Origin of the sequence: Saccharopolyspora erythraea NRRL 2338 (genome assembly GCF_000062885.1) — a bacterium.
GTDB lineage: Bacteria > Actinomycetota > Actinomycetes > Mycobacteriales > Pseudonocardiaceae > Saccharopolyspora_D > Saccharopolyspora_D erythraea.
Genome location: NC_009142.1, coordinates 3,969,088 through 3,993,424, shown reverse-complemented (window position 1 = coordinate 3,993,424; position 24,337 = coordinate 3,969,088). Strand labels below are relative to the sequence as shown.

The 24,337-nt window shown below is 70.1% G+C and carries 26 protein-coding genes and 4 pseudogenes; 13 read left to right on the top strand and 17 right to left on the bottom strand.

Going from position 1 to position 24,337, the window contains the following annotated elements; translation table 11 throughout:
- Nucleotides 1-88: 88 nt before the first annotated feature.
- Nucleotides 89-733 (bottom strand): pyridoxal-phosphate-dependent aminotransferase family protein, encoded by a 645-nt coding sequence (locus tag SACE_RS17635; RefSeq protein WP_009946901.1) that lies wholly within the window; start codon nucleotides 731-733, stop codon nucleotides 89-91.
- 277 nt (nucleotides 734-1,010) lie between these two features.
- Between SACE_RS17635 and SACE_RS17630 the strand changes: the two are divergent.
- Nucleotides 1,011-2,089: pseudogene (locus tag SACE_RS17630) on the top strand (IS110 family RNA-guided transposase).
- 606 nt (nucleotides 2,090-2,695) lie between these two features.
- On the opposite strand, the gene SACE_RS17625 reads toward SACE_RS17630, so the two are convergent.
- From SACE_RS17625 to SACE_RS17605, 6 genes are all read right to left on the bottom strand, one after another.
- Entirely contained in the window at nucleotides 2,696-3,286 is a 591-nt protein-coding gene (locus SACE_RS17625; RefSeq protein WP_231850022.1) for an NAD(P)/FAD-dependent oxidoreductase, read from the bottom strand.
- A gap of 88 nt (nucleotides 3,287-3,374) precedes the next feature.
- Nucleotides 3,375-3,767, bottom strand: a complete 393-nt coding sequence (locus tag SACE_RS39295) for a transposase (protein WP_009946906.1) — start codon at nucleotides 3,765-3,767, stop codon at nucleotides 3,375-3,377.
- Between the two features lie 23 nt (nucleotides 3,768-3,790).
- Complete coding sequence (locus SACE_RS17615) at nucleotides 3,791-4,180, bottom strand: hypothetical protein (protein ID WP_009946908.1); 390 nt, start codon at nucleotides 4,178-4,180, stop codon at nucleotides 3,791-3,793.
- The gene (locus tag SACE_RS39765) at nucleotides 4,162-4,386 is read right to left on the bottom strand and encodes a DUF4158 domain-containing protein (RefSeq protein WP_269453548.1); all 225 of its coding nucleotides are present in this window, start codon (nucleotides 4,384-4,386) and stop codon (nucleotides 4,162-4,164) included. Before SACE_RS39765 ends, SACE_RS17615 begins: the two co-directional genes overlap by 19 nt.
- The gene (locus tag SACE_RS38750) at nucleotides 4,364-4,777 is read right to left on the bottom strand and encodes a DUF4158 domain-containing protein (RefSeq protein ID WP_009946909.1); all 414 of its coding nucleotides are present in this window, start codon (nucleotides 4,775-4,777) and stop codon (nucleotides 4,364-4,366) included. Before SACE_RS38750 ends, SACE_RS39765 begins: the two co-directional genes overlap by 23 nt.
- A 135-nt stretch (nucleotides 4,778-4,912) precedes the next feature.
- Entirely contained in the window at nucleotides 4,913-6,007 is a 1,095-nt protein-coding gene (locus SACE_RS17605) for an IS630 family transposase (RefSeq protein ID WP_011873748.1), read from the bottom strand.
- 221 nt (nucleotides 6,008-6,228) lie between these two features.
- On the opposite strand from SACE_RS17605, the gene SACE_RS17600 reads away from it, so the two are divergent.
- Both SACE_RS17600 and SACE_RS17595 read left to right on the top strand, forming a co-directional pair.
- Nucleotides 6,229-6,657 carry a hypothetical protein gene (locus SACE_RS17600; protein WP_009951598.1) on the top strand — a complete coding sequence of 143 codons (429 nt, stop codon included), beginning with the start codon at nucleotides 6,229-6,231 and terminating at the stop codon, nucleotides 6,655-6,657.
- A gap of 105 nt (nucleotides 6,658-6,762) precedes the next feature.
- Nucleotides 6,763-7,143 (top strand): VOC family protein, encoded by a 381-nt coding sequence (locus SACE_RS17595; RefSeq protein WP_009951599.1) that lies wholly within the window; start codon nucleotides 6,763-6,765, stop codon nucleotides 7,141-7,143.
- Nucleotides 7,144-7,198: 55 nt separating this feature from the next.
- Here SACE_RS17595 and SACE_RS17590 read toward each other — a convergent pair whose 3' ends face one another.
- Nucleotides 7,199-7,765 (bottom strand): TetR/AcrR family transcriptional regulator, encoded by a 567-nt coding sequence (locus SACE_RS17590; protein ID WP_009951601.1) that lies wholly within the window; start codon nucleotides 7,763-7,765, stop codon nucleotides 7,199-7,201.
- A 188-nt stretch (nucleotides 7,766-7,953) separates the two neighbouring features.
- Between SACE_RS17590 and SACE_RS40180 the strand changes: the two are divergent.
- A pseudogene (locus tag SACE_RS40180) lies at nucleotides 7,954-8,316 on the top strand (GNAT family N-acetyltransferase); the annotation flags it as partial.
- Here the strand turns inward: SACE_RS40180 and SACE_RS38745 are convergent.
- Nucleotides 8,208-9,611, bottom strand: coding sequence for an IS5 family transposase (locus SACE_RS38745; protein WP_408005363.1), 1,404 nt, complete (start codon nucleotides 9,609-9,611; stop codon nucleotides 8,208-8,210). The pseudogene SACE_RS40180 and the gene SACE_RS38745 overlap by 109 nt on opposite strands.
- Before the next feature lie 90 nt (nucleotides 9,612-9,701).
- Here SACE_RS38745 and SACE_RS17580 point away from each other — a divergent pair, with 90 nt between their 5' ends.
- On the top strand, nucleotides 9,702-10,568 hold the full coding sequence (locus SACE_RS17580) for an alpha/beta fold hydrolase (RefSeq protein WP_009948997.1): 867 nt from the start codon (nucleotides 9,702-9,704) through the stop codon (nucleotides 10,566-10,568).
- A 2-nt stretch (nucleotides 10,569-10,570) separates the two neighbouring features.
- Here the strand turns inward: SACE_RS17580 and SACE_RS17575 are convergent, their stop codons facing one another.
- The 4 genes and pseudogenes from SACE_RS17575 to SACE_RS17555 all read right to left on the bottom strand — a co-directional run bounded on the left by SACE_RS17575 (nucleotide 10,571) and on the right by SACE_RS17555 (nucleotide 15,440).
- Nucleotides 10,571-11,548, bottom strand: coding sequence for a phosphotransferase family protein (locus SACE_RS17575; protein ID WP_009948998.1), 978 nt, complete (start codon nucleotides 11,546-11,548; stop codon nucleotides 10,571-10,573).
- 803 nt (nucleotides 11,549-12,351) lie between these two features.
- Complete coding sequence (locus tag SACE_RS17570) at nucleotides 12,352-12,831, bottom strand: hypothetical protein (protein ID WP_009948999.1); 480 nt, start codon at nucleotides 12,829-12,831, stop codon at nucleotides 12,352-12,354.
- Nucleotides 12,828-14,651: pseudogene (locus SACE_RS17560) on the bottom strand (glycoside hydrolase family 15 protein). Before SACE_RS17560 ends, SACE_RS17570 begins: the two are co-directional and overlap by 4 nt.
- Nucleotides 14,652-14,738: 87 nt before the next feature.
- Complete coding sequence (locus SACE_RS17555; RefSeq protein ID WP_009949003.1) at nucleotides 14,739-15,440, bottom strand: helix-turn-helix transcriptional regulator; 702 nt, start codon at nucleotides 15,438-15,440, stop codon at nucleotides 14,739-14,741.
- Between the two features lie 88 nt (nucleotides 15,441-15,528).
- On the opposite strand from SACE_RS17555, the gene SACE_RS17550 reads away from it, so the two are divergent.
- Nucleotides 15,529-15,999, top strand: coding sequence for a hypothetical protein (locus tag SACE_RS17550; protein WP_009949004.1), 471 nt, complete (start codon nucleotides 15,529-15,531; stop codon nucleotides 15,997-15,999).
- A 68-nt stretch (nucleotides 16,000-16,067) separates the two neighbouring features.
- Here SACE_RS17550 and SACE_RS17545 read toward each other — a convergent pair whose 3' ends face one another.
- Nucleotides 16,068-16,622 (bottom strand): hypothetical protein, encoded by a 555-nt coding sequence (locus SACE_RS17545; protein WP_011874089.1) that lies wholly within the window; start codon nucleotides 16,620-16,622, stop codon nucleotides 16,068-16,070.
- 268 nt (nucleotides 16,623-16,890) lie between these two features.
- On the opposite strand from SACE_RS17545, the pseudogene SACE_RS40395 reads away from it, so the two are divergent.
- The 3 genes and pseudogenes from SACE_RS40395 to SACE_RS17535 form a co-directional block, all read left to right on the top strand.
- Nucleotides 16,891-16,986, top strand: a pseudogene (locus tag SACE_RS40395) (hypothetical protein); the annotation flags it as partial.
- 99 nt (nucleotides 16,987-17,085) lie between these two features.
- Nucleotides 17,086-17,268 (top strand): hypothetical protein, encoded by a 183-nt coding sequence (locus tag SACE_RS17540; RefSeq protein WP_011874088.1) that lies wholly within the window; start codon nucleotides 17,086-17,088, stop codon nucleotides 17,266-17,268.
- Nucleotides 17,269-17,383: 115 nt separating this feature from the next.
- Entirely contained in the window at nucleotides 17,384-18,223 is an 840-nt protein-coding gene (locus SACE_RS17535) for a GNAT family N-acetyltransferase (protein ID WP_009949008.1), read from the top strand.
- A 350-nt stretch (nucleotides 18,224-18,573) separates the two neighbouring features.
- On the opposite strand, the gene SACE_RS17530 is transcribed toward SACE_RS17535, so the two are convergent.
- A complete protein-coding gene (locus SACE_RS17530; RefSeq protein WP_011874085.1) occupies nucleotides 18,574-19,536 on the bottom strand; it encodes an asparaginase in 963 nt (320 codons plus the stop codon).
- A 233-nt stretch (nucleotides 19,537-19,769) separates the two neighbouring features.
- On the opposite strand from SACE_RS17530, the gene SACE_RS17525 reads away from it, so the two are divergent.
- Together SACE_RS17525 and SACE_RS17520 are read left to right on the top strand one after the other, a co-directional pair.
- Nucleotides 19,770-20,183, top strand: coding sequence for a DnaJ family domain-containing protein (locus SACE_RS17525; protein WP_009949011.1), 414 nt, complete (start codon nucleotides 19,770-19,772; stop codon nucleotides 20,181-20,183).
- An 81-nt stretch (nucleotides 20,184-20,264) separates the two neighbouring features.
- Nucleotides 20,265-21,089 (top strand): aminotransferase class IV family protein, encoded by an 825-nt coding sequence (locus SACE_RS17520; protein WP_009949012.1) that lies wholly within the window; start codon nucleotides 20,265-20,267, stop codon nucleotides 21,087-21,089.
- Here the strand turns inward: SACE_RS17520 and add are convergent.
- Nucleotides 21,054-22,073 carry an adenosine deaminase gene (gene add / locus SACE_RS17515; protein ID WP_009949013.1) on the bottom strand — a complete coding sequence of 340 codons (1,020 nt, stop codon included), beginning with the start codon at nucleotides 22,071-22,073 and terminating at the stop codon, nucleotides 21,054-21,056. The genes SACE_RS17520 and add overlap by 36 nt on opposite strands.
- A gap of 244 nt (nucleotides 22,074-22,317) precedes the next feature.
- On the opposite strand from add, the gene SACE_RS17510 reads away from it, so the two are divergent.
- Nucleotides 22,318-22,875 carry a hypothetical protein gene (locus tag SACE_RS17510; protein ID WP_009949014.1) on the top strand — a complete coding sequence of 186 codons (558 nt, stop codon included), beginning with the start codon at nucleotides 22,318-22,320 and terminating at the stop codon, nucleotides 22,873-22,875.
- Between the two features lie 76 nt (nucleotides 22,876-22,951).
- Nucleotides 22,952-23,542 carry a GrpB family protein gene (locus SACE_RS17505; RefSeq protein WP_009949015.1) on the top strand — a complete coding sequence of 197 codons (591 nt, stop codon included), beginning with the start codon at nucleotides 22,952-22,954 and terminating at the stop codon, nucleotides 23,540-23,542.
- Nucleotides 23,543-23,624: 82 nt separating this feature from the next.
- On the opposite strand, the gene SACE_RS17500 is transcribed toward SACE_RS17505, so the two are convergent.
- Complete coding sequence (locus tag SACE_RS17500) at nucleotides 23,625-24,182, bottom strand: GNAT family N-acetyltransferase (RefSeq protein ID WP_011874083.1); 558 nt, start codon at nucleotides 24,180-24,182, stop codon at nucleotides 23,625-23,627.
- Between the last annotated feature and the right edge of the window lie 155 nt (nucleotides 24,183-24,337).

Sequence of the window (24,337 nt, the reverse complement as noted above, 5' to 3'; positions counted from 1 at the left end):
GAGTCCTTCCGGCCGTTGTCGTGCCGCGGCCGGCGCGTCGGCGGCGCCGGGTCGTCGGCCTCGTCGTCGGATGCCGTGGCACCGCGTCTCACTCGGTGCGCAACACCCGCAGGGCGGCTTGGAGTCCGGCGGGGTCGACGCGCACGCCTGCCAGTTCGAGTCCCATCTGGACGCCGGCGAGGGTGCCGGCGAGGGTGAGGTCGTTGATGTCGCCGAGGTGGCCGATCCGGAACACGCGTCCGGCGAGCTTGCCCAGTCCGGTGCCCAGTGACATGTCGAAGCGGTCGAGGATGATCCGGCGGACCTCGTCGGCGTCGTGCCCCTCCCCCAGCAGCACGGCGGTCAGGGAGCTGGAGTGTTCGCGTTCGTCGGCGCACAGGACCTCCAGGCCCCACCCGCGCACGGCGGCCCTGGTCGCCGCCGCGTGGCGGTCGTGGCGCGCGAACACCGCGGGCAGTCCCTCCTCGTCGAGCAGGTCCAGCGCCGCGTGCAGGCCGTAGAGCAGGTTCGTCGCCGGGGTGTACGGGAAGTAGCCGCGGCGGTTGGCTTCCAGGATGGGTGTCCAGTCCCAGTACGACTTGGGCAGCCGCGCTTTCTGCGCGGCGGTGAGGCGCCGGGCGAACCGATCGCCAGCCTCAGCGTGAACATCCCGATGAGCCGGCTGTCCGAGGACGCCGAGGAGGTCTACGGCCTGGCGGTGAGCGAGGCGGCGGCCAAGCTCAGCGCGATGCACGACCGCACCGGGCGTCCCGGTAGCACACGCCGAAAAACCAGCTACAGGCATGATGATCTCGGGTGCTCGCCCGCCGGTCTGACCCGAAAAAACAAGGGCCGTGGTGCCTTGTAAGCGATACGTCGGCCGGACGGGCGGGCGCCACCGGCACGGCCGGCGGCGGGGATGTGGCCTGATAGGAGCCCGAGCGATCCCACTGTAGTTCTGCCCTCCATCGCAGCCGGTCGTGCACGCCGGAAGGTCATCGATCTGCGAGGAGGGGCACGTGCTCACTGGTGTGCAGGACGCCGAGGTCGCTGTGACGGTGGGAGTCGACACCCATGCCGATATCCATGTCGCGGCGGCGTTAGACCAGTTCGGGCGCCTCCTGGGCACCACAACAGCACCGACCACCGAGGCAGGCCACGATCACCTCGTGACCTGGGCAGCGAGTTTCGGCACGCTGCACCGATTCGGCCTGGAGGGCACAGGCTCGTACGGGGTCGGCCTGGCCCGCCATCTGCGCGCTCAGGGCCTGGAAGTCGTCGAGGTGATCCGCCGAACCGACAGGCCCGGCGCCGCGCGGGCAAGACCGACGCGGTTGACGCGGAGATCGCTGCCCGGGCCGTGCTGGCGGGAACCGTGCTCGGCGAGCCGAAAACCGCCGATGGCCCGGTGGAGATGATCCGCACGCTGCGCGTGGTGCGCCGTTCAGCCATGAAGGCACGCACCCAGACAGCCAACCAGCTCCGCTCGGTCCTGGTCACCGCGCCGCAGAAGCTGCGGGAACGCTTCCGTGGGCTGGCCATGCATCACCTGGTCGCCACCGCTGCACGTCTGCGACCTGGATCAATGCGGTCCCCAGAAGCCGCGGCAAAGCTGGCGTTGCGGATGCTTGCTGCCCGCTATCAGCAACTCACTGCCGAGATCGAAGAGCTCGACGCCCAGATCAGCGGCCTAGCAAGCGAAGCCGCACCCGACCTGGTCGCCATCAAGGGAGTGGGCACCGACATCGCCGCCTCGCTGCTCGCCGCGGCCGGTGACAACCCCGAACGACTGCGTTCGGAGGCCGCGTTCGCCCATCTCTGCGGGGTCTCACCGATCCCAGCCTCCTCCGGCAAGACCAACCGGCACCGGCTGAACCGGGGCGGCAACCGCGATGCCAACCGCGCCCTCTACCTCCTGGCCGTGGGGCGCCTCAGCTACGACCCACGCACCCGCGCATACGCCACCAAGCGCACCGCCGAAGGCAAGTCCAAGACCGAGATCATCCGCTGTCTCAAGCGCTACCTCGCGCGCGAGGTCTTCCACGCGCTGACAAGCAAAAACAGCGCACTACAGCCACCAACGCCACTACCCAAGGACACGGCAGCTTGACGCATAGGAGCATCGCTTAGCTCTGTACGTCCTGGTCAGGCGCTCGGCGCTTGATGTTGGTGCCACCGTCGCTCGGTGTGGACCAGGTGATCAGCGGTGATCGCGGCCGGTGAGGATGTCTGCCGTCCGCGGCCACGATGGACATCGCCGCGATCGCGTCGATACCCGGGATGGTCATCAACCGGCGCACCCGAGCCCGGGAGACGTACTTGGCGCGAGTAGCGGCGGCCAGCGGAGCCCCGCGCTAGTAGCCGGCGAGGGCGGCCGCGAACTCAAGCGGCAACAGCGGTGCTGCCCATTCGTCGTCCCGGTCGGTGTTTCCGGAAGCTGGTTCGACCGGCTGGAGCCCGGTATCGGGGGTGTTTCCGGAAGCCATGGTCATACTTAATTCCGGGAATGACGGTTCCCGGAACTGTGTGTGGGCCGGATGGAGTAGCCGATCCTTCAACGGGACATGATCGAGGGCTCGTGCCCGCTGCGCGTGGGTCAGGGCACTTCGCTCAGGTGTCCACTCAGCCAGTTGTCGACGCACCGACCCACCTGCGAGGGCCAGCAGAACCCGACGTGCTGCTGCGGCACGATGGACAAGATCGAGTGATCCGACGATCAATTGGCTGGTGCGGGCTCGGTGTGGCCGTTGAGAGCCTTCTCGACGTCGGCGGCGACCAGATAGTGGTTGTTGAGCGCGATGGCGGCGGCGGACCCGGCGGCCGCGGCGTTGATCAGCTGGGCGGTGTGGTCCACGACGTTGCCGGGCGCCCACACGCCGTCGATGCTGGTGCGACCGGTGCGATCGGTGGCGACCCAGCCCTCGTCATTGAGTTCGCAGCCCAGGGCGGTCAGCAGCTCGTCGGACGGTACGAAGCGTGGGCCGACGAACAGCGCCGCGCGTCTGATCATCGGACCCTCGGCGAGCTCGACACCGCGGACGCCGGTCTCGTCGGACACGATCCGCGTCACTTCGCCATCGACGATCCGCACGCCGCGAGCGACCAACTGCTCCCGCTCCTGGGCCTCCAGGTCGATCCGGTGGGGAAAGAACACCACATCGTCGGACCACTGCCGGATCAGCTGCGCCTGGCGCAGGCTGAACGCACGGTCCTCCCCTCCGATCACTCCCAGCGCGCTGTCGCGTACCTCGTAGCCGTGGCAGTACGGGCAAAAATGCACATCCTGGCCCCGACGCCCTGGGCGCACACCTCGCCCACGCCGAACGAGTCCTCGCCGACGCCGCCTGGGAAGCCCTTCGACGCCCCGTCCCGGGCGACGATGCCGATCAAGCGCGCTAGTAGCGGTCAGCGGCGGCGCGGCAACAACCACTGGTGTTGCCCGCTTTCGCGGCCTGGTCGAGGTAGCCGCGCCAGCGGGTCGGTACGAACTCCGTCGGCGCACCCTCGGGCACTTTGCGCCCGCCCCGGGCATACAGCTCACGCAGCACATCCACCGCGGCGGCCAGGGGTTTGGCCTCCACCGACGCCTCGAACCGCAACGTGGAGATCACGTGCGGGACGAACTCGCGCAGGTAGGTGAAGCTCGCGTCGATCAGCGCCAGGTGCCCGTGGTCGCGCTGCAACCGGTCCTTCGGATCACGCCGGGCCGCCCGCATCCGCTCCAGCCCGACCCCGGCACGTAGCTTCGCGCCGACTTCGGCGTCGGGGACGTTCGGGTCGGTGGTCACCGTCAGGATCTCCTCCAGCAGGCTCAGCCGGTCCTCCGAGGCCCGCGCTCGCTGGGCAGCAGCTCGTCGAGCTTGCGGCGCGCACGGTTCTCGGTGCCGGAGATGGCCTGGTCGAACATCTGCACCACCTCGTCGAGCACCTCCACGGCGCACTCGGCGAGCGTGGCCAGCAGTACCGGGTAGCGCTTGTCGACCTCGCGCCGGGCGAGCGCCTGGTTCGTCGCACGGCGCCCGATCCCGGCCGGCCGCCGGCGCCGCGCGCCCGGCAGCGTCGACAGGTCCAGGGCGTGCGCGTCGAGATCGCGCAGGTAACGCAGCTTGTCCAACTCGGCGCGGATCGACATCGGCGACGCGCTGGTCGCCCCGTGGTGCAGCCACGCCAACCGCGAGGTCGTCATGCCGGACTCGACCACCAGCAGACCGTCCAGCTCGCCCTGGCGGTGCTCGGTGAGCAGGTGCTCGACGCGGGTGTAGACCTCGGCCCCGCCCGCCGGCGCACCGTGGCGATCCGCTCCATCAGCGTGATCACCCCGGGCCGGATCACCTTCGCCGAAGCCAGGTACTCGCAGGCCAGCCGGAACAGCACGCTCGGCGCGTCATGCTCGACCGCCCGCGCCAGCAGGAACTCCTCCAGGTCCTTCCACTCCGCCGCGTCCGCGGTGCAGCCACCCCAACCGGACCGCGACCAGGCGCAGATGCTCGGTACGGGTCTGCTCCCGTGCCCCGTACCCGACCAGCTCCGACATCGGCGTCCCCAGCTGCATCGCCACCCGCGACACCGCCGCCACCGGCGCGTCCGCGACCTCGTCGGGCACGAACCCCAGCCACGGCAGCGCGCACAGCTGAAGCGCCTGACCCATCCGGTTGCCCGCACCACGCGCCGCCGTGGACAGCCACTCCCGATCGTCGGAGCCGAGCGTGAAGTAGCGGATCAGCTCGTTACGCCCCAACTCCTCCGGCCACGACCGCAGCCGCTTGATCTCCGCATCGGAGAAAAACCTCGTCGACACCCAGCACTCCGCATGTCCGCTTGATCACTGACCGCGGACATCCTGGACGCACCCCAACCCGGCTGATCAGCGGGTCCACACCCGAAAAACCCGCCACAAGATCACGAAACGAAGGGCTGAAGTGCGAAGACAGGGCTAGTGTCGTGAGTCGTTAATTCGTTGGCAGTAGGCTGCGAGGGTTTGGAAGATTTCGTCGGCGGTCTTGGTCCAGACGAAGGGTGTGGGGTCGGCGTTCCAGGATTCGATCCAGGCGCGGACGTCTGCTTCGAGTTCGGTGACGCTGCGGTGGGCGGATCGGCGGAGTTTGCGGTTGGTCAGCTCGGCGAACCACCGTTCGACGAGGTTGAGCCAGGAGGCGCTCGTGGGGGTGAAGTGCACGTGGAAGCGCGGGTGGCGCAACAACCATTTCTTGATCACGGGTGTCTTGTGCGTCGCGTAGTTATCACAGATCAGGTGCAAGTCCAGTTCGGCGGGAGTGTTCTTGTCGATGGTCTTCAGGAATTTCAGGAACTCCTGATGGCGGTGCCGCCGGTAGTGCTGGCTGATGATGGATCCGGTGGCCACGTCCAGGGCGGCGAACAGGCTGGTGGTGCCGTGCCGGACATAGTCGTGGGTCATGCGCGCCGGGGTGGTGGGCATGACCGGCAGGATCGGCGCGGTGCGATCCAGAGCCTGTATCTGGGATTTCTCATCGACGCAGAGGACCAGGGCGTTTTCCGGTGGGTCCAGGTAGAGGCCGACGACGTCTCGGACCTTTTCCACGAACAGCGGATCGGTGCTGAGCTTCCAGGTCTGCACCAGGTGCGGCTTGAGCTCAAAAGCCCGCCAGATCCGGGAAATCGCCGTCTGCGACATCCCGACCGCGTTCGCCATCGAACGAGTCGACCAATGCGAGTCCTCGTTCGGCGGCGCCTCCTCCAGTGTCTTGGCGATCACGGTTTCGACCTGTTGGTCAGTGATCGTGCGCGGGGCACCCGGCCGGGGCTCGTCCGACAATCCCTCCAGGCGATCAGCGACAAAGCGGCGGCGCCACTTCGTCACCGTCGGAGGGGAAATCTGCAACTGCCGCGAGACGTCCATGTTGGACACTCCCTCGGCGCAGGCGAGCACGATCCGTGCCCGCAACGCCAACGCCTGCGCGGTTTTCGGGCGACGCGCCCACCTCTGAAGCGTCTCCCGTTCAGCGTCCGTCAACGCCAAATCGGGCAAACGCGGACCTCTACGACCCATCACCAAAACATACAACAAACTTCCAACTCAGGACACTAGTCGCTGGTTTTTCGGCGCCTGCTACCGGAGGGCCCACCGGGCCTGAGCTGACCGGATAGCGCGGTCTCCTTCGGGGCCACGGGAAAATGTGCTGACTCGGCCTGCGCGGACCGGCTACCGTATCGGTCGTCGGCGCCCGGTGACGCCCGCGGGCGCTCAGCGACCTCTCGCCTGGAGCACGTGTGACCTCTGCCCATCTGTTCGAGATCCAGCTCGGTGTCTATGCGACCGAAGACGACGTCGCGGATCTGGTCAGCGGTTGCGCGCGACTGCTGGACGACCGGTCGCTGCCGTACGACCTCCGCGTCGTCGGTCCGGACCAGGACCAGGACCAGGAGCGGATGTCGCCGGCGGAACGCTACGGGGATCTGGCCCACCAGTGGAAAGTCACGCATCCCGATGCCGACGCCGGTGCGCGCGACTTCCACGAGATCCAGGTCGGCCTTTTCGCTTCGCGGACGCAGGTGGACTCCGTGCGCGAGGCGCTCACGCGAGTCGTGTGCGCCGATCCGCAACACCGCTCCCCCTGCCCCATCCCTTGGGAGTCCGCCTACTCCGGTGCGGAGCAGCCAGATGTGGCCGAGCGGTACGGACATCTGCGTCCGAGTTGACCGGGATCGCTGGGAGTGTGGCGGCGCGCTGCCCTCGCCTGTCTGCCGGCCGGAATGCTGGAAAGCATGCGGGGACATCACCGCGTTGATCCCTGCACTCGGCGGATGGTGAGGCTTGGGTTCGCCGTGATCGGGGTGCGTGACCTCGCCCGCGCTGTGGAGTTCTGGACTTCGGCGTTGGGTCTGGTGGCCGGCGAGGAGTGGGCCGGTGAGAACTGGCGGACGCTGGAGTACGCCGACGGGTCGGGGCGGGCGTTGGCGTTGATGCGCAGCGAGTCGCCGGCCGAGGCGCGTCCGCGCATCCACCTCGACTTGGTGGTCGACACCACCGAGGAGCAGGAGGCCGAGGTGCAGCGGCTGGTGGCGCTCGGGGCGAGCCGGGTCGACTGGGACCTCTACCCGCCGAACCCGGATTTCGTCGTGCTCGCCGACCCGGACGGCAACGTGTTCTGCGTCGTCGACCTGAGCCGCGCGCCTTCGGGCTGACGCCGGCAGCGCGATGCCTTCAAGTCCCAGCCGGGGTCTTTCCGGGCTGGTGAGGTCAGGAAGGCCAGTGTTGCAGGGCGGTGTGCAGGGCGTCGATGACGCGTTCCCATGTGGCGGCGGGATCGCGGGTGTGGGCGAAGCCGCCGTTGGTTTCCAGGCTGATGTAGCCGTGCAGGGTGCTGCGCAGCAGCCGCACCGCGTCGGTCGCGTCGGGTTCGGCGAGTCCGTAGCCGCGCAGCACGGCGTAGGAGATCTCCACGGCTCGCCGGTGACCGGTGGAGTCGGCGACGGCGTCGGGGTCCAGCGGGCTCTGGGTCGCCGCGTAGCGGCCGGGGTGTTCCAGCGCGTACTGGCGGTAGGCGTGGGCGAAGGCGGCCAGGGCGTCGCGTCCCGCGCGGCCCGCGACGGCGTCGGCGATGCGGTCGGTCTTCTCGCGCGCGGCCAGCACCGCGACCTGGGTGCGCAGGTCGCGCAGGTTGCGCACGTGTGAGTACAAGCTGGCGTCCTTGACACCGAAGCGGCGGGCGAGCGCGGAGACGGTGAGGTTGCCGAATCCGACCTCGTCGGCCAGTTCCGCGGCCGCCTGCACCACCCGTTCGGTCGTCAGGCCGGCTCGCGCCATGCGCCACTCCTGTCGTCGCCGGATCGGCTTGCGGTGTCTCGCGATCAGCGTAGCGGGCGGGGTGGGAGCGGGGCGGGTGTGCGGTTGCGGTGGTCGTCCGGGGCGGGAACGGTGCTGGCGGGGTGTCGGCGCGTCCGCGACGGGTGCGGATCGCTGGTTTACTGGCGGGTGCGAAAGGGAGTGGGACGATGAACGGCGCTGAAGTCGCCGCCGAAGGCTCGATCGGCGTGGTGCCGATGCGGATGTCGCACCTGGAAGGCGTTCTGGACCTGGGTTTCCGTGCTTTCGACGTGTCCGCGATGCCCTACACCTCGTGGTCGTTGTCGAGCGTGGCCGCGCATTTCGACGCGCAGCCCGAGGCGTGCTGGGTGGCCGAGTCCGATGGTGCCGTGGTGGGTTTCGTGCTCGGGTCGATGTCGTTCGACGAGCGCGAGGACTGGGGCTATCTGGAGTGGATCGCGCTGGCTCCGTCGGCGCAGGGCAAGGGGGTCGCCAGCCGGTTGGTGGAGGCGTGCTGCCAGGCGCTGTTCGCGGCCGGGGCGGCGCGGATCATCACCGATGTCGAGGCGGGCAACCAGGCGTCGGAGCGGATGATGCGCCGCAACCACTTCAGCGAAGGGGTGACGGTGACGCTGCTGGTGCGGACGCGACCGGACGAGCGCGGCGGTGTGCGCCACCCCGCCGCGCGCAGCAGGCCGGAGGATCCGGCGCGGGCGCGGCTGCGCGCGGTGGCGCGCCGGTCCGGTAGCTGAGTGGCTGTTTTTGATCTTGGTTGGTGGGTGAGTTGGCGGGTCATGAGGGTGATGGCGGCCCAGTTGATGACGGTTTCGGAGTGGGCGGGCAGGCGTTCGTAGTCGCGGACGGTGCGGCGGGCTTGGGTGATCCAGGACAGGGTGCGTTCGACGACCCAGCGTCGGGGTAGTGCCTGGGAACCGATCTGTCCGGTGATTTTGCGGACGATGTGCAGGGTGATGCCCAGGGCGGTGTCCGCCCAGGTGATCAGGCGGCCCGCGTAGCCCGCGTCGGCCCGCAGCAGGCTGAGCCGCTGCTGGGTTGTGCGGAGGTAGCGCAGGAGGAGTTCGGCGCCGCGTCGGTCGGTGACGTGGGCTCCGGTGACGCACACGCCCAGCAGCAGGCCCAGTGTGTCGGTGGTGATGTGTCGTTTGCGTCCGTTGACTTTCTTGCCCGCGTCGTAGCCGCGGGTGTCGCGGCCTGCGGTTTCGGCGGCGCGCACGGATTGGGAGTCGATGATGCCCGCGCTGGGCTGGTGGTGGCGTCCGGCGCGGGTGCGGATCTGCTCGCGCGGGCTGTCACGCAGGGCGAGGACGACGTTGTCGCGGCTGCAGCGGTTGTAGAAGCCGGAGACGGTCTGCCACGGAGGGAAGTCCGCGGGCAGTCCGCGCCATTTGCAGCCGTTGTCGATGACGTAGCGGATGGCATCGACCACGTCGCGACGCGGGTGCTGTTCCGGGTGACCGCCGCTGGAGGTCTCACACGCCGGAGTGGGCAGCAGCGGTTCGATCAATGCCCACTCGGCGTCGGTGGTGTCGGTCGGGTAGCGGCGTGGGCGGGCGGTAGAGCTGTCCTGGGCTGTTGTGGTGTACAAACGGATCGGGCCTTTGCTGTGTCGATCTTGATGTGGTGTCACGATCACTAGCAAAGGCCCTCTTCCACCCCACCCCCGGGGATCAAAAACAGGCACTGAGGTTGCGGGGGCGCGTCGGTCCTTCGTGGACACGACGCTGACGAGTGCGGTGGGGCGGCGACGGGGTCTGCCGGGCGACGTGGTGGGCCCTGGACATGGGCGGCAACGGTGAGTTCCACGCGCACCTCCCCGATGACACATACTTCCCTATCGGAATAAATAAAAGGAAGTTAGGGGGTGATGTGGTAGTTTTCGGCTCGCTGGGGTGTTCATCATCGAGGAGCCGGGCCCATGAGCGAGATCTACCGATCCGAGGCGGGGGCGCGCCTGCTGCGCGAGCAGTACCTGGCGGCGCTGGAGCACTGGCCGGTCGACAACGAGCGTTTGCGCGTGCCCACCCCCGAGGGCGAGACGTTCGTCCTCGCCTGCGGTCCGGCCACCGCTTCCCCGCTGGTGCTGCTGCACGGTTCGGGAGGCAACTCGGCGCAGTGGATGGACAGGATCGCCGAGCTGGCGGCGCGTTTCCGGGTGTATGCCGTCGACGTGATCGGCGAGCCCGGGCTCAGTGCCGCGTCCCGGCCGCCGGCGGCCTCCGACCGCTACGCGCTGTGGCTGGAGGCAGTGCTGGACTTCCTCGGGGTGCGGTCCGCGGCGGTCATGGGGTCCTCTCTCGGCGGGTGGCTGGCGCTGGACTTCGCCACGCGGCGACCGGAGCGGGTGCGACGGCTGGCCCTGTCGTGCCCGCTGGGTCTTGGCCGGAACAGGAAGGGATTCTTTGTCGAGGCGGTGCTGCTCAGCGTGCTCGGTCGTCGCGGGCAGCGCAGGACGGTGGCGCGGACGCTCGGTCCGGGGTTGTCGACGATGGAACCGGCGGTGGCCGAAGCGGTCGTCGAGCAGGTGTGTGTGCTGTCGAAGCACTACCGCTACCGTTCCAACGTGCTCCCGGTGTTCGGTGACGAGGCGCTGCGCCGGCTGACCATGCCGGTGCACGTGCTGTTCGGGCGCCTGGACGTCATGGTCGACGCCGTGCATGCCACGCGGCGGCTGGAGGCCGCCGCACCGCACGCGACGGTGCGTCTGCTGCCCGGCATCGGTCACTTCATTCCCGCGCACAGCGAGGCGGAGCGGGAGTTCCTGACCGGCAGCCGGCGCGTGTGAGGCTATGCCTTCCGGGGCGGTTCGTGGTGCGGGGTCAGCGCAGGAGCGAGGTGGCCGCCGTTGCCGTCGGCCAGCGCGGTGAGCCGCAGGTAGGGCTCCAGCGCGGTGGGATCGGCGGCGGTGGCCGCCTCGTTCTCGGTCAGCCAGGCTTCGAGCATGATCGAGTGGCCGAGCAGGACGTCGATGCCGCCTGCTCGCGGGAGTGCGGCGTGGGCGATCGCGGTGGCCGCCTCCCGCATGGGCCCCGCGTCCACGTGGTCTCCGGTGGGTGGGCCGAAGGCGAACTTGAGAATTTCGTTGAGGTCGACCGCGATCGGTGCGATGACGGCGAGCTCGAAGTCGAAGACAGAGACGACCTGGCAGTCTCGCCAGAGCACGTTGCACAGGCCGAGGTCGCCGTGGTTGAGCGAGGCCGGCGCGTCGGGCAGCTCTGCCCAGAACCGGTCCATCGCCTCGTCGAGGCCCCGCAGTTGGTGTTGGTCCAGCAGTCCGGCCGCGGCGAGGCGGCGCAGCCTGGCGGTGGCTTCGCCGGGTGTGGTGGGGAAGAACGGTGAGCGGGACCGGGCGTGCGGTGCGACCCGGGCGGGGTCGAGGCGGTGGACGTGCTCGGCCCGTTCCCACACCTGTCGCAGTGCGGTGGCGCGCTGCTGCGGGTCCAGCCGAGGCCAGACGTCTTCGAGGTTCTCGGCGCGGATGCGACGGCTGAGGACCCATTGGTGGCCGTGCAGCACGCCGTGCTCGACGACGTCGGGGTAGCCGACCTGCGCCGGCAGCAGCCGCGCCAGCCGGGCCTCGCGCAGCAGGTCGGCGGGGCCGGGCCGCTGGGCGACGCGGATGACGAGCTCGCCGGCCAGCCAGGTCGCGTTGGTCCACCCGTTGGCGCGGACCGCGGTGGTGAAGTCCTGGCCGTGGGCGCTGAGCACGTCCGCGGCGACGCGTGCGGCTGCCGGCTGCGGGCGCATGGGGTCGGGCTGCGTCATGGTCTGCAACCTAGGGGCGAGGTCGCCTCGGCGCCCCTGCTTTTCACGCCGTGTCGGCGCGGCCCGCAGAGCACGCTGGGCGGGCCAGGGCGCGTCGGGTGCCTGTGGCGCGGCGGGCCCGGCGTAGCGCAGTGCGCGGGCGATGAGCTGCTTGGCCGAGGCGACCTCGGCGGCCGGGTCGGGGCTTGAGGAACTTCGGAACGAAAACCGACGCTAAGCCCTGGGGCGCCCGACCTGGACGTTGACGCCCTTGACCGGGATGCTGAAGCTTCGCTGCGGTTCCGCCGCAGTGGGCGGATGTAGACCCGGGAGACGACGGGTTGCCTGTTGAGTTCTCTCCGATGAGCAGGCCGCGGCCTGCGGCCGGTTGCCCGAGACGCTGTCTCGGGCGGAGCTGGAGCGGTACTTCTTCCTCGAGGATGTCGAGCGGCTTGGTGGAGGCCAAGCCGCGATCACAACAAGACCAGGCAACTCGGTTCGCCGATCATCAGCTCGCCCATCATCCAACAGCAGATCGATGAGCGCGTCCTGCCGTTCACGGGCGAGGTGGTCCCACTGCCTCGCGAAATCCTGGTGGTAGGCGGCGTTGGCTCACGCCTCGGCGAAATCCTCCGCACCAGCGGGATGCGCCGCGAGTACCACGTCGCCCGGATCACGTCGGCCAGCGCTCGACCGCTGCCGGCAGAAGCCGGTGTTGACCCGGGTCGCTGCGGCGGGATCAGCCGCGGGCTTTCGGTGCGGCGAAGTCGGCATGGGATTGCTCGACGGCCTCGGGGTGCGGCTGGACAGCGCGCGACGATCGCCTAGCCGAGGGTTAGGACGGTCGCTACGACGGTGCCGTAGAGGACGTGCGCGAGGACGGTTACCACCGGGGTTTGCGGGCCATAATTGCGCAGGAGGAATCCGGGCGGCTCGAGCAGGGCCACGGTGGTGGTGTCGCTGAGCGGTGTTCCCATCCTGGGGTGTACCAGGGGCAGGATTTCGTTGACCAGCACTGTGCCGGCGAACAGTCCGTGTCCCAGCCCGAAGAGCGCTCCGAGCCACCAGTCGCTGCGGCCGATGGCGAGGAACAGCGCGTAGTAGCCCAGGGCGAAGAGCATGCCGAATACGAAGTGGGTCATATACCCGATGACCTTTGCTCGCAGCCGGTGGGCAGTGATCGCGGTGCCGAGCAGGAAGGGCAGGTCGATGCGGGTCAGGCGCAGCTCGGTTGCGGTGCGCAGAACGGTGGTGAGCACCAGGGTTCCGGCGAAACCGCCGACGATCGCTGCCCAGATGTTCATCGGGAGGTCTCCTCGGCGATCGCGGTGGCTGCGCTGATCAGTGCCAGGTGGCTCAGTCCCTGGGGGAAGTCGCCCAGGAAGGCGCGGTTGCTCGGGTCGATTTCTTCGGCGTAGAGGCCGACGTCGTTGGCGAGGTCGACCAGCTGGTTCAGCAGAGAGGTGGCCTCGTCGATGCGTCCGGCTCGGGCGAGTGCTTCTGCGAGCCAGAACGAGCAGGTCACGAACGCGCTTTCCGTGCCGGACAACCCGTCCTCGCCGGTGTAGCGGTAGACGAAGGGGCCGTAGCCCAACTGCCGGTGGACAGCGTCGATCGTGCCGCGCCACCGGGGCGAGCGGGCTTGGCCGTAGCCGGAGATCAGTCCTAGGAGGACGCTGGCGTCCAGCTCGCTGCTGTCGGCGAATCGCGTGTAGCTGTGCTCCTACGGCGAGAAGCAGCGCCGTTCGACGAAGTCGGCGATCGCTGCGGCGTGCTCGCCCCATCGCCGGCGATGGTGGCCGGGAATCAGTCCGCGGTCGGCGAGCCGGGCTGCCCGATCAAGGGCGACCCAGCACATCATCTTGGATTGGGTGAACTGCGCTGGTTTGCTGCGGACCTCCCAGATCCCGGCATCGGGCTCACGCCAGATCCGGCAGACGAGGTCGGCGGTCTTGGCAAGGCGCCGGCCGATGCCGGGGTCGAGTTCTCCTCCGCCTTGGGCGTAGAGCCACGCGGTCTCCAGCAGTTCTCCATAGATGTCCAGTTGCAGCTGGCCGCCTGCGGCGTTGCCGATGCGGACCGGCCGTGACCCGCGGTACCCATCCAGCGGCAGGGTGCGTTCGGGAGCATGTGCACCGCCGTCGAGGCGGTAGAGCGGTTGCAGCCTGGGGTGGGTCAGCTGTGTGGCGTGCGACAGCCACCAGAAGTAGGCGTGTGCCTCTGGCGCACAGCCCAAGCGGAGCAACGCGGCCAGGGTGAACGCCGAGTCGCGAACCCAGGAGAACCGGTAGTCCCAGTTGCGTTCGCCGCCGAGCTGTTCGGGCAGTGAGGTCGTTGCGGCGGCCGCGACGGCGCCTGACGGCGCGTGCACCAGGAGTTTGAGAGCGAGCGCGCTGCGGATCACCGCATGTCCCCATGGCCCGGTGTAGGTGCGCGTTTCGGCCCACCTCTCCCACGCTGCCACGGTCTGCTCGAACCGGGCGTCGAGTTCGCCGCGGGTGGGAAACAGCAGCGGTTCTTGGTGGGCCGCGCACAGTGCGATCAGCGATGAGGATCCCGCACTGGTCTCGAAGCTGCCCCGGATGGTGTGGGCGTCCACCTCGTCCGTCCCGGCCTCGAAAGAACGGACCACGAAGGCGTCGCTGCCCGAGAATGCCACGGGAAGCCCCTCGCGCCTGGCCAACTGGGTCGGCCGCTGCCCATAGCCGAACCGCGGCCGCACGCACCACGACATTGGCACTCGGCCGGAGATGCCCTTCACTCGGCGCTGCAGTTCACGAAAGGGCCCAAGCCCGCCGCCCCGCATGGTCATGGCGTCCAGGACCCGGACCACGCCCGTCTCGGTGGAGAAGGTCGTTTCCAGCACGTTCGTCCGGGGCAGATAGCGCCGCGTGACCTCGTGTCCGACGGTGGGCGTCAGGACGAAGGAGCCGCCACGCCGGGCATCGAGCAGTGCCGCGAACACGCTGGGCGAGTCGAGGTTCGGCACTGCCAGCCAGTCGATCGTCGCGTCGTCAGCGATCAGCGCGACCGTTCGGCCGTCACCGATTGCCGCATACGAGCGCAGCGGGGCGTAGCCGTCGCGTCGAGACGTGGTCTGCCGCAGGATCCTGCCCGTACTCATGTTTTCCCCCTTGCCCGCACGCGTGCCCGCTGCCGGCCGCGGTGATGACCGCCGTGCGCCTACCCGTCAACCGGCCGAGCGGGTCTGTCACGGTGGCCCCTCTTCCCCTGCGGCCCCACAGGTGGCACGGCCGGATTTGTGGATCACCACGCAGCAGCGCCCCGCCCGTGGATCGAGCTCCGCGTTCCCATCAGGGTGCGCCGAGCCTGCGATGACGCCTTGGATGAGACGGAGGTTGAGTCCACACACCAAGTCCCGGTGGTCTTGCGCGAGCCGATGGAACGGACAGTTGCGTAGCTCGATGTCCGCCTCTGCTTCGCGCGGCTGGAATCCACACCCGGCCAGTGCCGCCAGCACGTTGCCGTCGGACTCGGCCACCGATTGACGGCCGGCCTCATAGGCCGCCGCCCCCACGGCGGAACGGACCGTCCCGGAGGGGTCTCGTTCTGCGGACTCGATCAGCAGCCTCGCCAGCAACTCGTAATCCCGCGGAGGCACAGTCACCGCCAGCTCGCGTTCCGCGCGCATGTAGAGCTTCGCGGGTCGCCCGGCGCCCGGACCGCCTTTGCCCTCCGGGCGCCGGTAGGTGGCCGCCAGCAGGCCGGCCTCGGCCAGCTTGTCCAGGTGGTACGCGGCGAGTGTTCGTCCGATCCCGGCTGCGGCCGCCACCTGATCGCGCGAGACCGGCTCGTCGTGCTCGGTCACGAACTCGTAGAGCCGCCGCCGGAGCGGATCGTCGAGGCTGCTCAGGCTGGCCAGTCCTGCCAGGTCAACGGGTTGCTGGGTCATGCCCAACTCTAACACCAAAAAACGTTGACAAAACCCTTCGGCGGGGTGACTCTAAAACCAGTATCCATTGTTTTTACAGGAGGCTCCGATGGCTACCACCGCGCTTGGCCACACGCCGACCATCCACGGCCTGACCGCGTTGCTGCGTCGCGCACGCACCGAACCCGCGTATGGCGCCTACCTGCTGCTGCGAGTCGGGTTCACGGTCCTGCCCGTCGTGTTCGGCGTGGACAAGTTCGTCAACGTGCTCACCGACTGGCAGCACTACCTGGCCCCGTGGATCGTGACGTTCCTTCCCATCACCGCCCACCAGGCCATGCTCGCCGTAGGGGCGATCGAAATCGCCGCCGGACTCGCGGTCGCGGTCAAACCCCGCTACGCGGCCTTGATCGTCGCCGCCTGGCTCGCCGGCATCGTGATCAACCTGCTCACCTACCCGGGCTTTTTCGACATCGCACTCCGCGATGTCGGCCTCCTCGCAGGGGCCCTGACGCTCACATGCCTGGCCCGGAGCTACGACCCCGCTTGGCACCCACGCCACACCGGCACCAACAGCTAACTCCATCTCGAGGCAATGGGCCGCCGCACTGCTGTGCGCGGGCGGGGGCGGGTGCACTCGGAAATGAGTTACCGGCGGCTGTCGCCGGGGGCCAGCAGGCTGGTGGACCTCGGCGACAGCCGCCGGCCGATGGCTTGGAGTAGCGGCGGACGTTGTCGGGCTTCTTGTGCCGGGACGTCGCCATGAGCAGCAGCAACGCCCCCCAGTAAGCCGAGGTGGGTCAGCGCCGAATGGCGAGATTCGTGCAGGTCCCACCCGGTGCCGGGCCCGCGCAGCGCGTGCGGGCCGTCGAGCAGGGCGCGGGCCTGGCCGTAGGACAGCCGGGCCAGCCCGGTGTCCGGGCAGACGTCGCGGGGCCCGAGGATCTTGCCGAGGTCGGGTCGGCGGCGGGTGAGAAACATCGGGACGCGGGTGCGGTCCTTGAGCAGCCTGGGCCGCCGCCGGGCGGTGCCGGCGTCCCAGTAGACGGCTCCAGCACGACGTCCTCGCGAGTGTGGCCCCGCCTGCGGGTCTTCGACCGCGCCTCCTTGGCCTCCACCGGGGCGCGGCGGCCCGCCAGGTCGAGCGTCATCGATGTCGAGGTCGAGGATTTCCGCGGCGCGGGCGGCGGTCTCATACGGCATCCGGTACAGCGTCTTCTCCCGGATCGCGACCTCGCGGCGCGCTACAGCAGGTCGATCGCCAATCGGGAGCGGACCAGGGCTTGACATCCGAACGGCGAACAGCGCTAAGCCCTGATTCCGGGTTGAGCTGCTGTGATGGATGTTGACCGGCACTGCGTGCTGCTGATCTTGTTCCCCGCGGTTCCGCCGCGGTGGGCGGATGTGACAGCAGGAGTGATGCGGTGCCGGTTGAGTTCCTGCCCGACGATCAGGCGTCTCGGCGTATGGCCGTTTCCCGAGCGGGTTTAGCCGCGGTGAGCTGGAGCGGTACTTCTTCCTCGACGACGTCGACCGGGGCCTGGTCCAGACGAAACGGCGCCCGCACGACAAGATCGCCGGTGCCCGCCGTGCCGCGGCGCACCGCCGCGGAGTGCTCGCGCTGCCCGTTGACCCGGCACCCGCTTGCGTGGTCGAGGACCAGGCGGTGAGCTGGCCGGTGCACCGGGTGCTGCTGCGCGCCGAACGCGGCGCCTCCGCTGTGACCGGCACCAAGGTGTACGGCATCGACCAGCGGCGCCGCCTGGTCGAGCTCGACACCGTCGAGGCCCGCCTGGTCGCGACCTGCGCCGGCTTGGCCTGCTGGCCCGGGGCGAGCTGCTGTCGCTGAGCCCGACCGAGACCACGAGAGTTCCTGACGCGTTGCTCGAGAATCGCGCGATTGCGGCCCTGTCGACGGGAAGCGACCATGGCGCCCGAATGGGAGCACCGGTTCCTGGAGGTGGATGGTGTCGACTACCACCGGCGCTGCCGCTTCTGCCGGGACCGGCGTGTCGGTCCGCCCGCTCCAGGAGGGTGACCTCGACACCGCCGACCTGATCATGCGCACCGCGTTTGGCACCTTCCTCGGCGTTCCGGAGCCGGTCACGGTGTTCGGTGACGCGGAGTACGTCCGGTCGCGTTTCACCGCCGAGCCGGACTGGGCGTTCGCGGCGGAACGCGACGGGGAGATCGTCGGTTCCAACTTCGTCACCCGCTGGGGAAGCTTCGGATACTTCGGCCCCCTCACGGTCCGACCGGACCTGTGGGGGCAGGGGATCGCCAGTCTCCTCATGCGGCCTGTCATGGACCTCTTCGACAGGTGGCGGGTACGCCAAGCCGGCCTGTTCACCTTTCCGCAGAGTCCGCGGCACATCGGGCTCTACCAGAAGTTCGGGTTCTGGCCGCAGTACCTGACGCCGCTGATGGACAAAGCGGTTTCCCCCGTCACCGAGGCCCGTGGCTACACGACGTACTCCGAGACTCCCGAAGCCGAGCGCGATGGCGTTGTGCGCGGATGCTTCGCCGTGACCAACGCCATCTTCGACGGTCTCGACGTGGCACACGAGATCAGGGCCACGCACGCCCAGGATCTCGGCGACACCGTGCTCCTGCACGACGGCACGAACCTCTGCGGGCTCGCCGTGTGCCACTGCGGCGCGGGTGAGCCGGTAGCGGAACGTGCTTCGTCAAGTTCGGAGCGGTGCGGCCAGGGCCGGAGGCACCGGAACTCTTCGGTCGGCTGCTCGACGCCTGCGAAGATCTGGCGGGTGAACGCGGCCTCGAACGAATGGTCGCCGGTGTGAACGCGGCTCGGCACGATGCCTGCCGGCGACTGCTCGCGCGTGGTTACCGCATGTGGCTCGAGGGCGTGATCATGCAGAAGCCGAACGTACCTGGTTACTGCAGATCCGACGCCTACGTCATCGACGACCTTCGTTGACCAGCAGCCGCGACCCGTCTCCTGAGGGATCCCTCAGCGAGACGGGACCGGGAGGTCGAGCCGGGTGTCCATGTCCAGGCGGAGTCGGCCGTACGGGTTGTGGCTGGACGACCGGTCTCGCACGCCCGCGCTGCTGGCGCTGTTCGCCGTTCGGATGTTCCTCAAGCCCCGGACTGGGGTCTCCGGGTCCGGAGTCGCATTGCAGGAAGCCGTTCAGAGGCGGCCGAACCAGTCGCGGACGGCCGCGACTCCGCCTGTGCTGAGCGCGGCCATCAGCGCGATGCGGGCGTGCGAGGCGCTCAGGTCGCGGGCGCCGATCGCGCCGACCTCGGCCGCCAGGCCGGTGCCCAGGGGCAGTTGGTCGAGATCGAGCACGCGTGTCTCACCGCGGGTGGCGATGACCACGGGGATGTCCCACTCGACGAGCTCGCTGATGGCGGTGAACAGATCGACGGGGACGTTGCCCATGCCGGTGCCCTCCAGCACGACACCGCGCGCTCCGGCGTCGACCGCCGCGGTCAGCAGCATCGGGGTCATGCCGGGATGGGTTCTGATCAGCGCGACGTCGGTTTCGGGCAGGCCCAGCGTGCGCGGTGGCCGCTGCGGTGCGGTGCCGAGCAGCTCGACGCGGCCGTCGACGAGGTGCCCGAGCCGCGGGTGCGGGCCGGAGGTGAACGACGCGGCGCGCCAGGGGTCGGTGAGCCGCGCCCACCGCGCCGCGTGCAGCTGGTCGCCGGCGCAGACCACCGCGCCCTGACCGCGCAGCGCCGGGTCGGCGGCGGCGCGCAGGGACGCGGTCAGATTGGCCGGGCCGTGGCCTTCGGGCTCGTCCCACCCGAAGCCGGCGCCGGTGAACACGATGGCGGCCCGGCCGGCGGCGGGGCCGGCGGTCAGGTCGGTGAGGAAGGCGGTCTCTTCGAGGGTGTCCAGGCCGTGGGTGACCACGACGCCGTCGTAGCCGTCCTCCAGCACCGCGGCCCGCACCCGGCGGGCCAGGGCGAGCATCGTCGAGGGTGAGGTGTCCCAGCTCGGCTCGGCCATCACGTCCTCGGCGCCGACCTCGGCGGCCACCGCGCCGGGCAGGTCGGCCAGCAGCTCGGCGCCGGAGGCGATGCTGGGGCCGGACTTGCGGTAGGCCAGGGTGTCGCCGGTGGCCACGAGCAGCACGCGTGTCATCGCAGGGAACTCCCGGGTGTCGGGTCGGGCGCGGGGATCAGCCGTCGGCCGAGGCGTTGCGGTCGATCTTGCCGGATTGGCCGCGCGCCCACTCGGGCGGCCGCCGGAGCAGGTCCGACCCCGGGGCTGCGGCTGTGCTGTCGTGGCCATCCTCGGGATACTGGGGTTGTGGCCGCGGCAATGCCTGGTGGAGAGACGACAGCGGTGGCGGGCGATCGGTGAGGAGGACGGTCATGGGCGAGCGCAAGCCGGCCGACATCGGTTTCGAGTCGTGGGTGGACAAGCAGATCCGCGAGGCCACCGAGCGCGGCGAGTTCGACGACCTGCCGGGTGCGGGCAAGCCGCTGCCGGGGCTCAACGCGCACATGCCCTACGACGAGCTGTGGTGGGTCAAGCAGAAGCTGCGCGAGGAGAACGTCTCGGCGCTGCCGCCGACGCTGGCGTTGCGCAAGCAGGCGCAGGAGGCGCGCAAGGCCGCCGCCCGCGCCGGTTCGGAGGCCGAGGTGCGCGAGACCGTCGCGGAGATCAACGACAAGATCCGCGAGGCGATCCGGAACCCGCCGGCGGGTCCGCCGCTGAACCTGGCGCCCTTCGACGTGGAGCGCCTCGTGGCCCAGTGGCGCGAGAACCATCCCGGCCGGGACTGATTCCAGGTGCGCCGGGGCGGGGTGTGATCCGCGGCGCACCGGCTTGAGTCTCACATCGGTGTCAGACTCTAGGTTCGTGGCATGACCTCTTTCACCGTGCAGCGCAACGGCCGGGCGGCCGGCGCCGAGGAGCTGGCGCCGCTGGCGTTCGCCGGTTATGCCCACTTCACCGCGATGCAGGTGCGCGACGGCCGGGTCCGCGGCCTGGACCTGCACCTGGGGCGGTTGCGCTCGGCGTCGCTGGAGTTGTTCGGCCGGGCGTTGCCCGACGACCGGGTGCGTTCCTACCTGCGGGCCGCGATCGAGGCGGGCCCGGCCGACGTGTCGCTGGGGGCCACGGTGTACGCGCCGGCGGGCGAGTTCACCACCGCCGTCGGCGAGGCCGAGCCGGAGGTGCTGGTGCGCACCGGCCCGCCCGCGTCGGGGCCGCGGGGTCCGCTTGCCTTGTCGGTCGTCGAGCACGAACGGTTCGTACCGGAGATCAAGCACGTCGGCGAGTCGGCCAAGACCTACTTGCTGCGTCAGGCCGTGCGCGACGGTTTCGACGACGCCGCCTTCGTCGACCGCCACGGCAGGATCAGCGAGGCTTCGATCTGGAACCTGGCGTTCTGGGACGGTTCGGCGGTGGTGTGGCCGGCGGCCGGGATGCTGGTGGGCACGACGATGGGCGTCGTGCGCCGCCGGTTGGAGCGTCTCGGTGTCGCCCAGCGGGAGCAGGAGATCACTCCCGCCGACGTCGCCGACCTGGCCGGGGCGGTGGTGATGAACTCCTGGACGCCGGGTGTCGCGGTGCACCGGATGGCTCGGCGTCGCTGCCGGAGGCGACGTCCTTCGTGGACCTGCTGCACCGCGCCTACCAGGAAGAACCGTTCACCGCACCGTGATGTCCGATCCATTGTGGACTGACGTGTCGGCTGCGGGTGCGGCGAGCCAGGCGTCGATTCCGTGGTGCAGGTCGCGCTTGGTCTGCTCGTCGGCGAAGCAGGCCTGCACTGCGGTGCGGGCGAGTGCGGCCAGGTCGTGGTCGTCGTAGCCGAAGGTGTCGCGCACGAGGGCGTATTCGTCGGTCAGCGTGGTCCCGGCGATGGCGGGGATGTCGGTGTTGACGGTGACGGCCAGTCCGGCGGCGCGCATGTGCGCCAGCGGGTGGGCATCGGGCGAGGCGGCGAAGCCGAGCAGGACGTTGGAGGACGGGCAGACCTCCAGGGCGATGCCGCGGTCGCGGATCTCGGCGGTGAGCGCGGGGTCGTCGAGGACGCGGATGCCGTGTCCGATGCGCTGGGCGTGGCCGGTGTGGATCGCCTCGCGGATGCTGTCGGCGCCGCAGGCTTCGCCGGCGTGGTGCACCAGGGCCACCCCGGCGTCGCGGGCCGCGTCGAGCACGTCGGCGAAGGGCTCCAGCGGGTAGGACTCCTCCCCCGCCATCCCGATGCCCGCGACCTCGTCGTAGCGGGTGGCCAGGTGCAGGGTGCGCCAGGCGCGGCGCACCGAGCGGCGCCGGGAGTGGTCGAGCAGCACCCGGCAGCGCAGCCCCGTTTCGGCCTGGCCCAGCGCGAGCCCTTCCAGCACCGCTTCCAGCGGCATCTCCGGCGCCCCGAGCCGCTCGCCGTGGGAGGCGGCGGTGAAGGTGACCTCGGCGTAGCGGGTGCCCTGGGCGGCTTCGTCGTGGCAGAACTCGCGCGCGACGCGGGTGAAGTCGGCGGGCCGGACCAGGCAGTGGCGCACCAGGGAGTTGTGGTCGGCGAACTGCCGGAAGCCGGTGAAACCCGCGGGGCGGTCGGGGACGGCGACACCGTTGGCGCGGCCGAGCTCGCGCAGGGTGTCCCAGCGCACGGTGCTTTCCAGGTGGACGTGCAGGTGGGCTTTGGGCAGCAGGGCGGGATCGCGCACCGCGGCACCGTAGTCGGCGGGATGTGACCGGCGATACCGGTTTTCGGTCGCGGCGGCGGGAGAGGATCTCTCACCTGCGGCATCGTGGTTTTCCTCGGCGGCTGGTGGCGCGGCGGCGGGCCCGCTACAAGATCTTGTGGGCACAGGGGTGGTGCTTTACCGGTCCGTTACCGGTAGGGTCTGACCCGCCGGTGGGGCGACCCGCCGGCGACCCTGGCCGTTTGCTCCCTCAGAGTCGATACGGATGACACTTCAAGACGACCTCGCACGACCCTGGTTCCAGCCGGCGGTTCCCCAGGATCCGCGCCACGACGGCGCGCGAGCCGACGCCGGGCCGGTGACCACTCGCATCGTGGGGGAGCTCTCCCTGGACGAGGCGGGAGTGCCGGCACGCCCCGAGGCCCCGAGGCAGCCTCCGCCGCCGAACCGGGTCGAAGTGACCCAGCCCTACATCCCGGCGATCCGGGATGAGCAGCCGGAGTTCGCCAAGAAGCTCAGTCCCGAGCGGCCGTCGACGGTGGGCGCCTCCGGTCTGGTGACCGATCCGGTGCCCGCGGTGGCCCCGCCACCGGCTGCCGGCCAGACCTCGCCCACCCCCGAGTCCGCACCCGCGCCCGTGCCTGCCGTGCCTGCTCCCCCGCAGGGGCTGGCGACGACAGCGGGCGCGCCTGCGCCGACGGCCCCGGCCGCGCCCGCCAAGCCGGGTGTGCCGGTCAAGCGGCGCAGCCTGGTCCGGCGGGTGGTGCGCAAGATCATCGGTCCTGACCTGCTGCGCAAGGATCCGCCGAAGAAGCGCCGTTGACGCTGCTGCCGCCGCCGGGCACCTCGGGTGTCCGGCGGCGGTTTCGTTGGCCGGGGTGCGGGTGAAGGAGCGGGCGATGTCCTCGACGCCGGAGGGTTTCCCGGTCCCGCCCAGCAGCGACGCAGCCCTGCAGGAGGTCACCGTCGGCCGGCGCGTCCCGCACAACGCGCCCGTCACTCTCGTCGACTACGACCCCCGCTGGCCTGAGCTGTTCCGGCGGGAGGCCGACCGCGTTCGTGGGGCCCTCGGTGAGGCGGCGCTGCGGGTGGAGCACGTCGGTTCGACCTCGGTGCCGGGGCTGTGCGCGAAACCGGTCATCGACATGCTGCTGGTCGTGGCCGACTCCGCCGACGAGCCCTCCTACGTCCCCGCCCTGGAAGCGGCCGGGTATGCGCTGCGCATCCGCGAGCCCGACTGGTTCGAGCACCGCCTGTTCAAGGGGCCGGACACGGCCGTCAACCTGCACGTGTTCCGTGCGGGCTGTGCCGAGGCGGCGCGGATGCTGCGCTTCCGGGACCGGTTGCGGGCTCACGACGCCGACCGCGAGGCTTATGCGCGCACCAAGCGCGACCTGGCCCGGCGCGTGTGGCGGCACGTGCAGCACTACGCCGACGCCAAAGGCCCGGTGATCACCGAGATCATGCGGCGCGCCGACGCCGTGGGCTAGCAGCTCACTGCCCGGGAGCGTGCGGCGGAGTCGGTCGGCGATGGTCTCGCCAGCGTGGCGTTGCGGCGGTGCCGTGTGCGGTTCAGGCGGGGCGGGTGGCGCGGCGGTAGGTCAGGCCGGTGAACACCGCGCCGTCGGGGGCGCGCTGCTCGGTGGGCTCGCCGTCGACTCCGAAACCGCAGCGTTCCAGCACGCGCTGCGAGGCGTGGTTGGCCAGTTCCGTGCGGGCGGTCAGCTCCCGGATGCCGTGGCCGTGGCTCCATTCCGCCAGCAGTTCCACGGCCCTGCTGGTGGCGCCGAGGCCGCGGGCGGCCGGGGCGAGCCAGAAGCCGACCTCCGCGCTGTGGCCGTGGATGCCGAACAGGGTGATCGAGCCCAGGAAGCGGTCGTCGGTGGCATCGGCGATGGCCAGCACCGCCAGCTCCCCGCTGCGCAGGCCTTCGGCGATGACGCCGCGGATCTGCTCGCGCACGATGTCGGCGGTGTAGTCGGCCAGCGGCAGGTGTCCGAAGCGGCGCACGGCCTCGTCCGCGGTGCCGCGCGCGAACGCCTCGGCGTCGCGGTCGGCCAGCGGGCGGACGGTGATCACGCCGTCGCCGAGGCCCTCGGGGGGCAGGGTGATGGGCTTGGCGGTCTGCATCGGGCCTCCAGAGCACGCCGGCGGGGCACCGGTTGGTGATCTTGTACCGTCCACGGTAGCAAGCCTGCCGGTTCCGGCCGGGCCGCCGGGCACCTGCTCGGACGTCCCGCGATGCGGATCGGTGTGGCCGTGCCGCGGCGCCGATCGCCTACCCT

What these genes read in the sequence shown, in the direction of transcription:
- SACE_RS17590 (WP_009951601.1), bottom strand. Translation starts at nt 7,765, where the DNA reads ATGGCGCGAGCCGGCCTGACGACCGAACGGGTGGTGCAGGCGGCCGCG.
- SACE_RS17555 (WP_009949003.1), bottom strand. Translation starts at nt 15,440, where the DNA reads ATGACCCAGCAACCCGTTGACCTGGCAGGACTGGCCAGCCTGAGCAGC.
- SACE_RS17510 (WP_009949014.1), top strand. Translation starts at nt 22,318, where the DNA reads ATGACACTTCAAGACGACCTCGCACGACCCTGGTTCCAGCCGGCGGTT.
- SACE_RS17550 (WP_009949004.1), top strand. Translation starts at nt 15,529, where the DNA reads ATGGCTACCACCGCGCTTGGCCACACGCCGACCATCCACGGCCTGACC.
- SACE_RS17520 (WP_009949012.1), top strand. Translation starts at nt 20,265, where the DNA reads ATGACCTCTTTCACCGTGCAGCGCAACGGCCGGGCGGCCGGCGCCGAG.
- SACE_RS17595 (WP_009951599.1), top strand. Translation starts at nt 6,763, where the DNA reads ATGGTGAGGCTTGGGTTCGCCGTGATCGGGGTGCGTGACCTCGCCCGC.
- SACE_RS17500 (WP_011874083.1), bottom strand. Translation starts at nt 24,182, where the DNA reads ATGCAGACCGCCAAGCCCATCACCCTGCCCCCCGAGGGCCTCGGCGAC.
- SACE_RS17505 (WP_009949015.1), top strand. Translation starts at nt 22,952, where the DNA reads ATGTCCTCGACGCCGGAGGGTTTCCCGGTCCCGCCCAGCAGCGACGCA.
- SACE_RS17605 (WP_011873748.1), bottom strand. Translation starts at nt 6,007, where the DNA reads ATGGGTCGTAGAGGTCCGCGTTTGCCCGATTTGGCGTTGACGGACGCT.
- SACE_RS17530 (WP_011874085.1), bottom strand. Translation starts at nt 19,536, where the DNA reads ATGACACGCGTGCTGCTCGTGGCCACCGGCGACACCCTGGCCTACCGC.
- SACE_RS17535 (WP_009949008.1), top strand. Translation starts at nt 17,384, where the DNA reads ATGGTGTCGACTACCACCGGCGCTGCCGCTTCTGCCGGGACCGGCGTG.
- SACE_RS17580 (WP_009948997.1), top strand. Translation starts at nt 9,702, where the DNA reads ATGAGCGAGATCTACCGATCCGAGGCGGGGGCGCGCCTGCTGCGCGAG.
- SACE_RS17570 (WP_009948999.1), bottom strand. Translation starts at nt 12,831, where the DNA reads ATGAACATCTGGGCAGCGATCGTCGGCGGTTTCGCCGGAACCCTGGTG.
- SACE_RS17545 (WP_011874089.1), bottom strand. Translation starts at nt 16,622, where the DNA reads ATGCCGTATGAGACCGCCGCCCGCGCCGCGGAAATCCTCGACCTCGAC.
- SACE_RS38745 (WP_408005363.1), bottom strand. Translation starts at nt 9,611, where the DNA reads ATGTGTCATCGGGGAGGTGCGCGTGGAACTCACCGTTGCCGCCCATGT.
- SACE_RS17575 (WP_009948998.1), bottom strand. Translation starts at nt 11,548, where the DNA reads ATGACGCAGCCCGACCCCATGCGCCCGCAGCCGGCAGCCGCACGCGTC.
- SACE_RS17525 (WP_009949011.1), top strand. Translation starts at nt 19,770, where the DNA reads ATGGGCGAGCGCAAGCCGGCCGACATCGGTTTCGAGTCGTGGGTGGAC.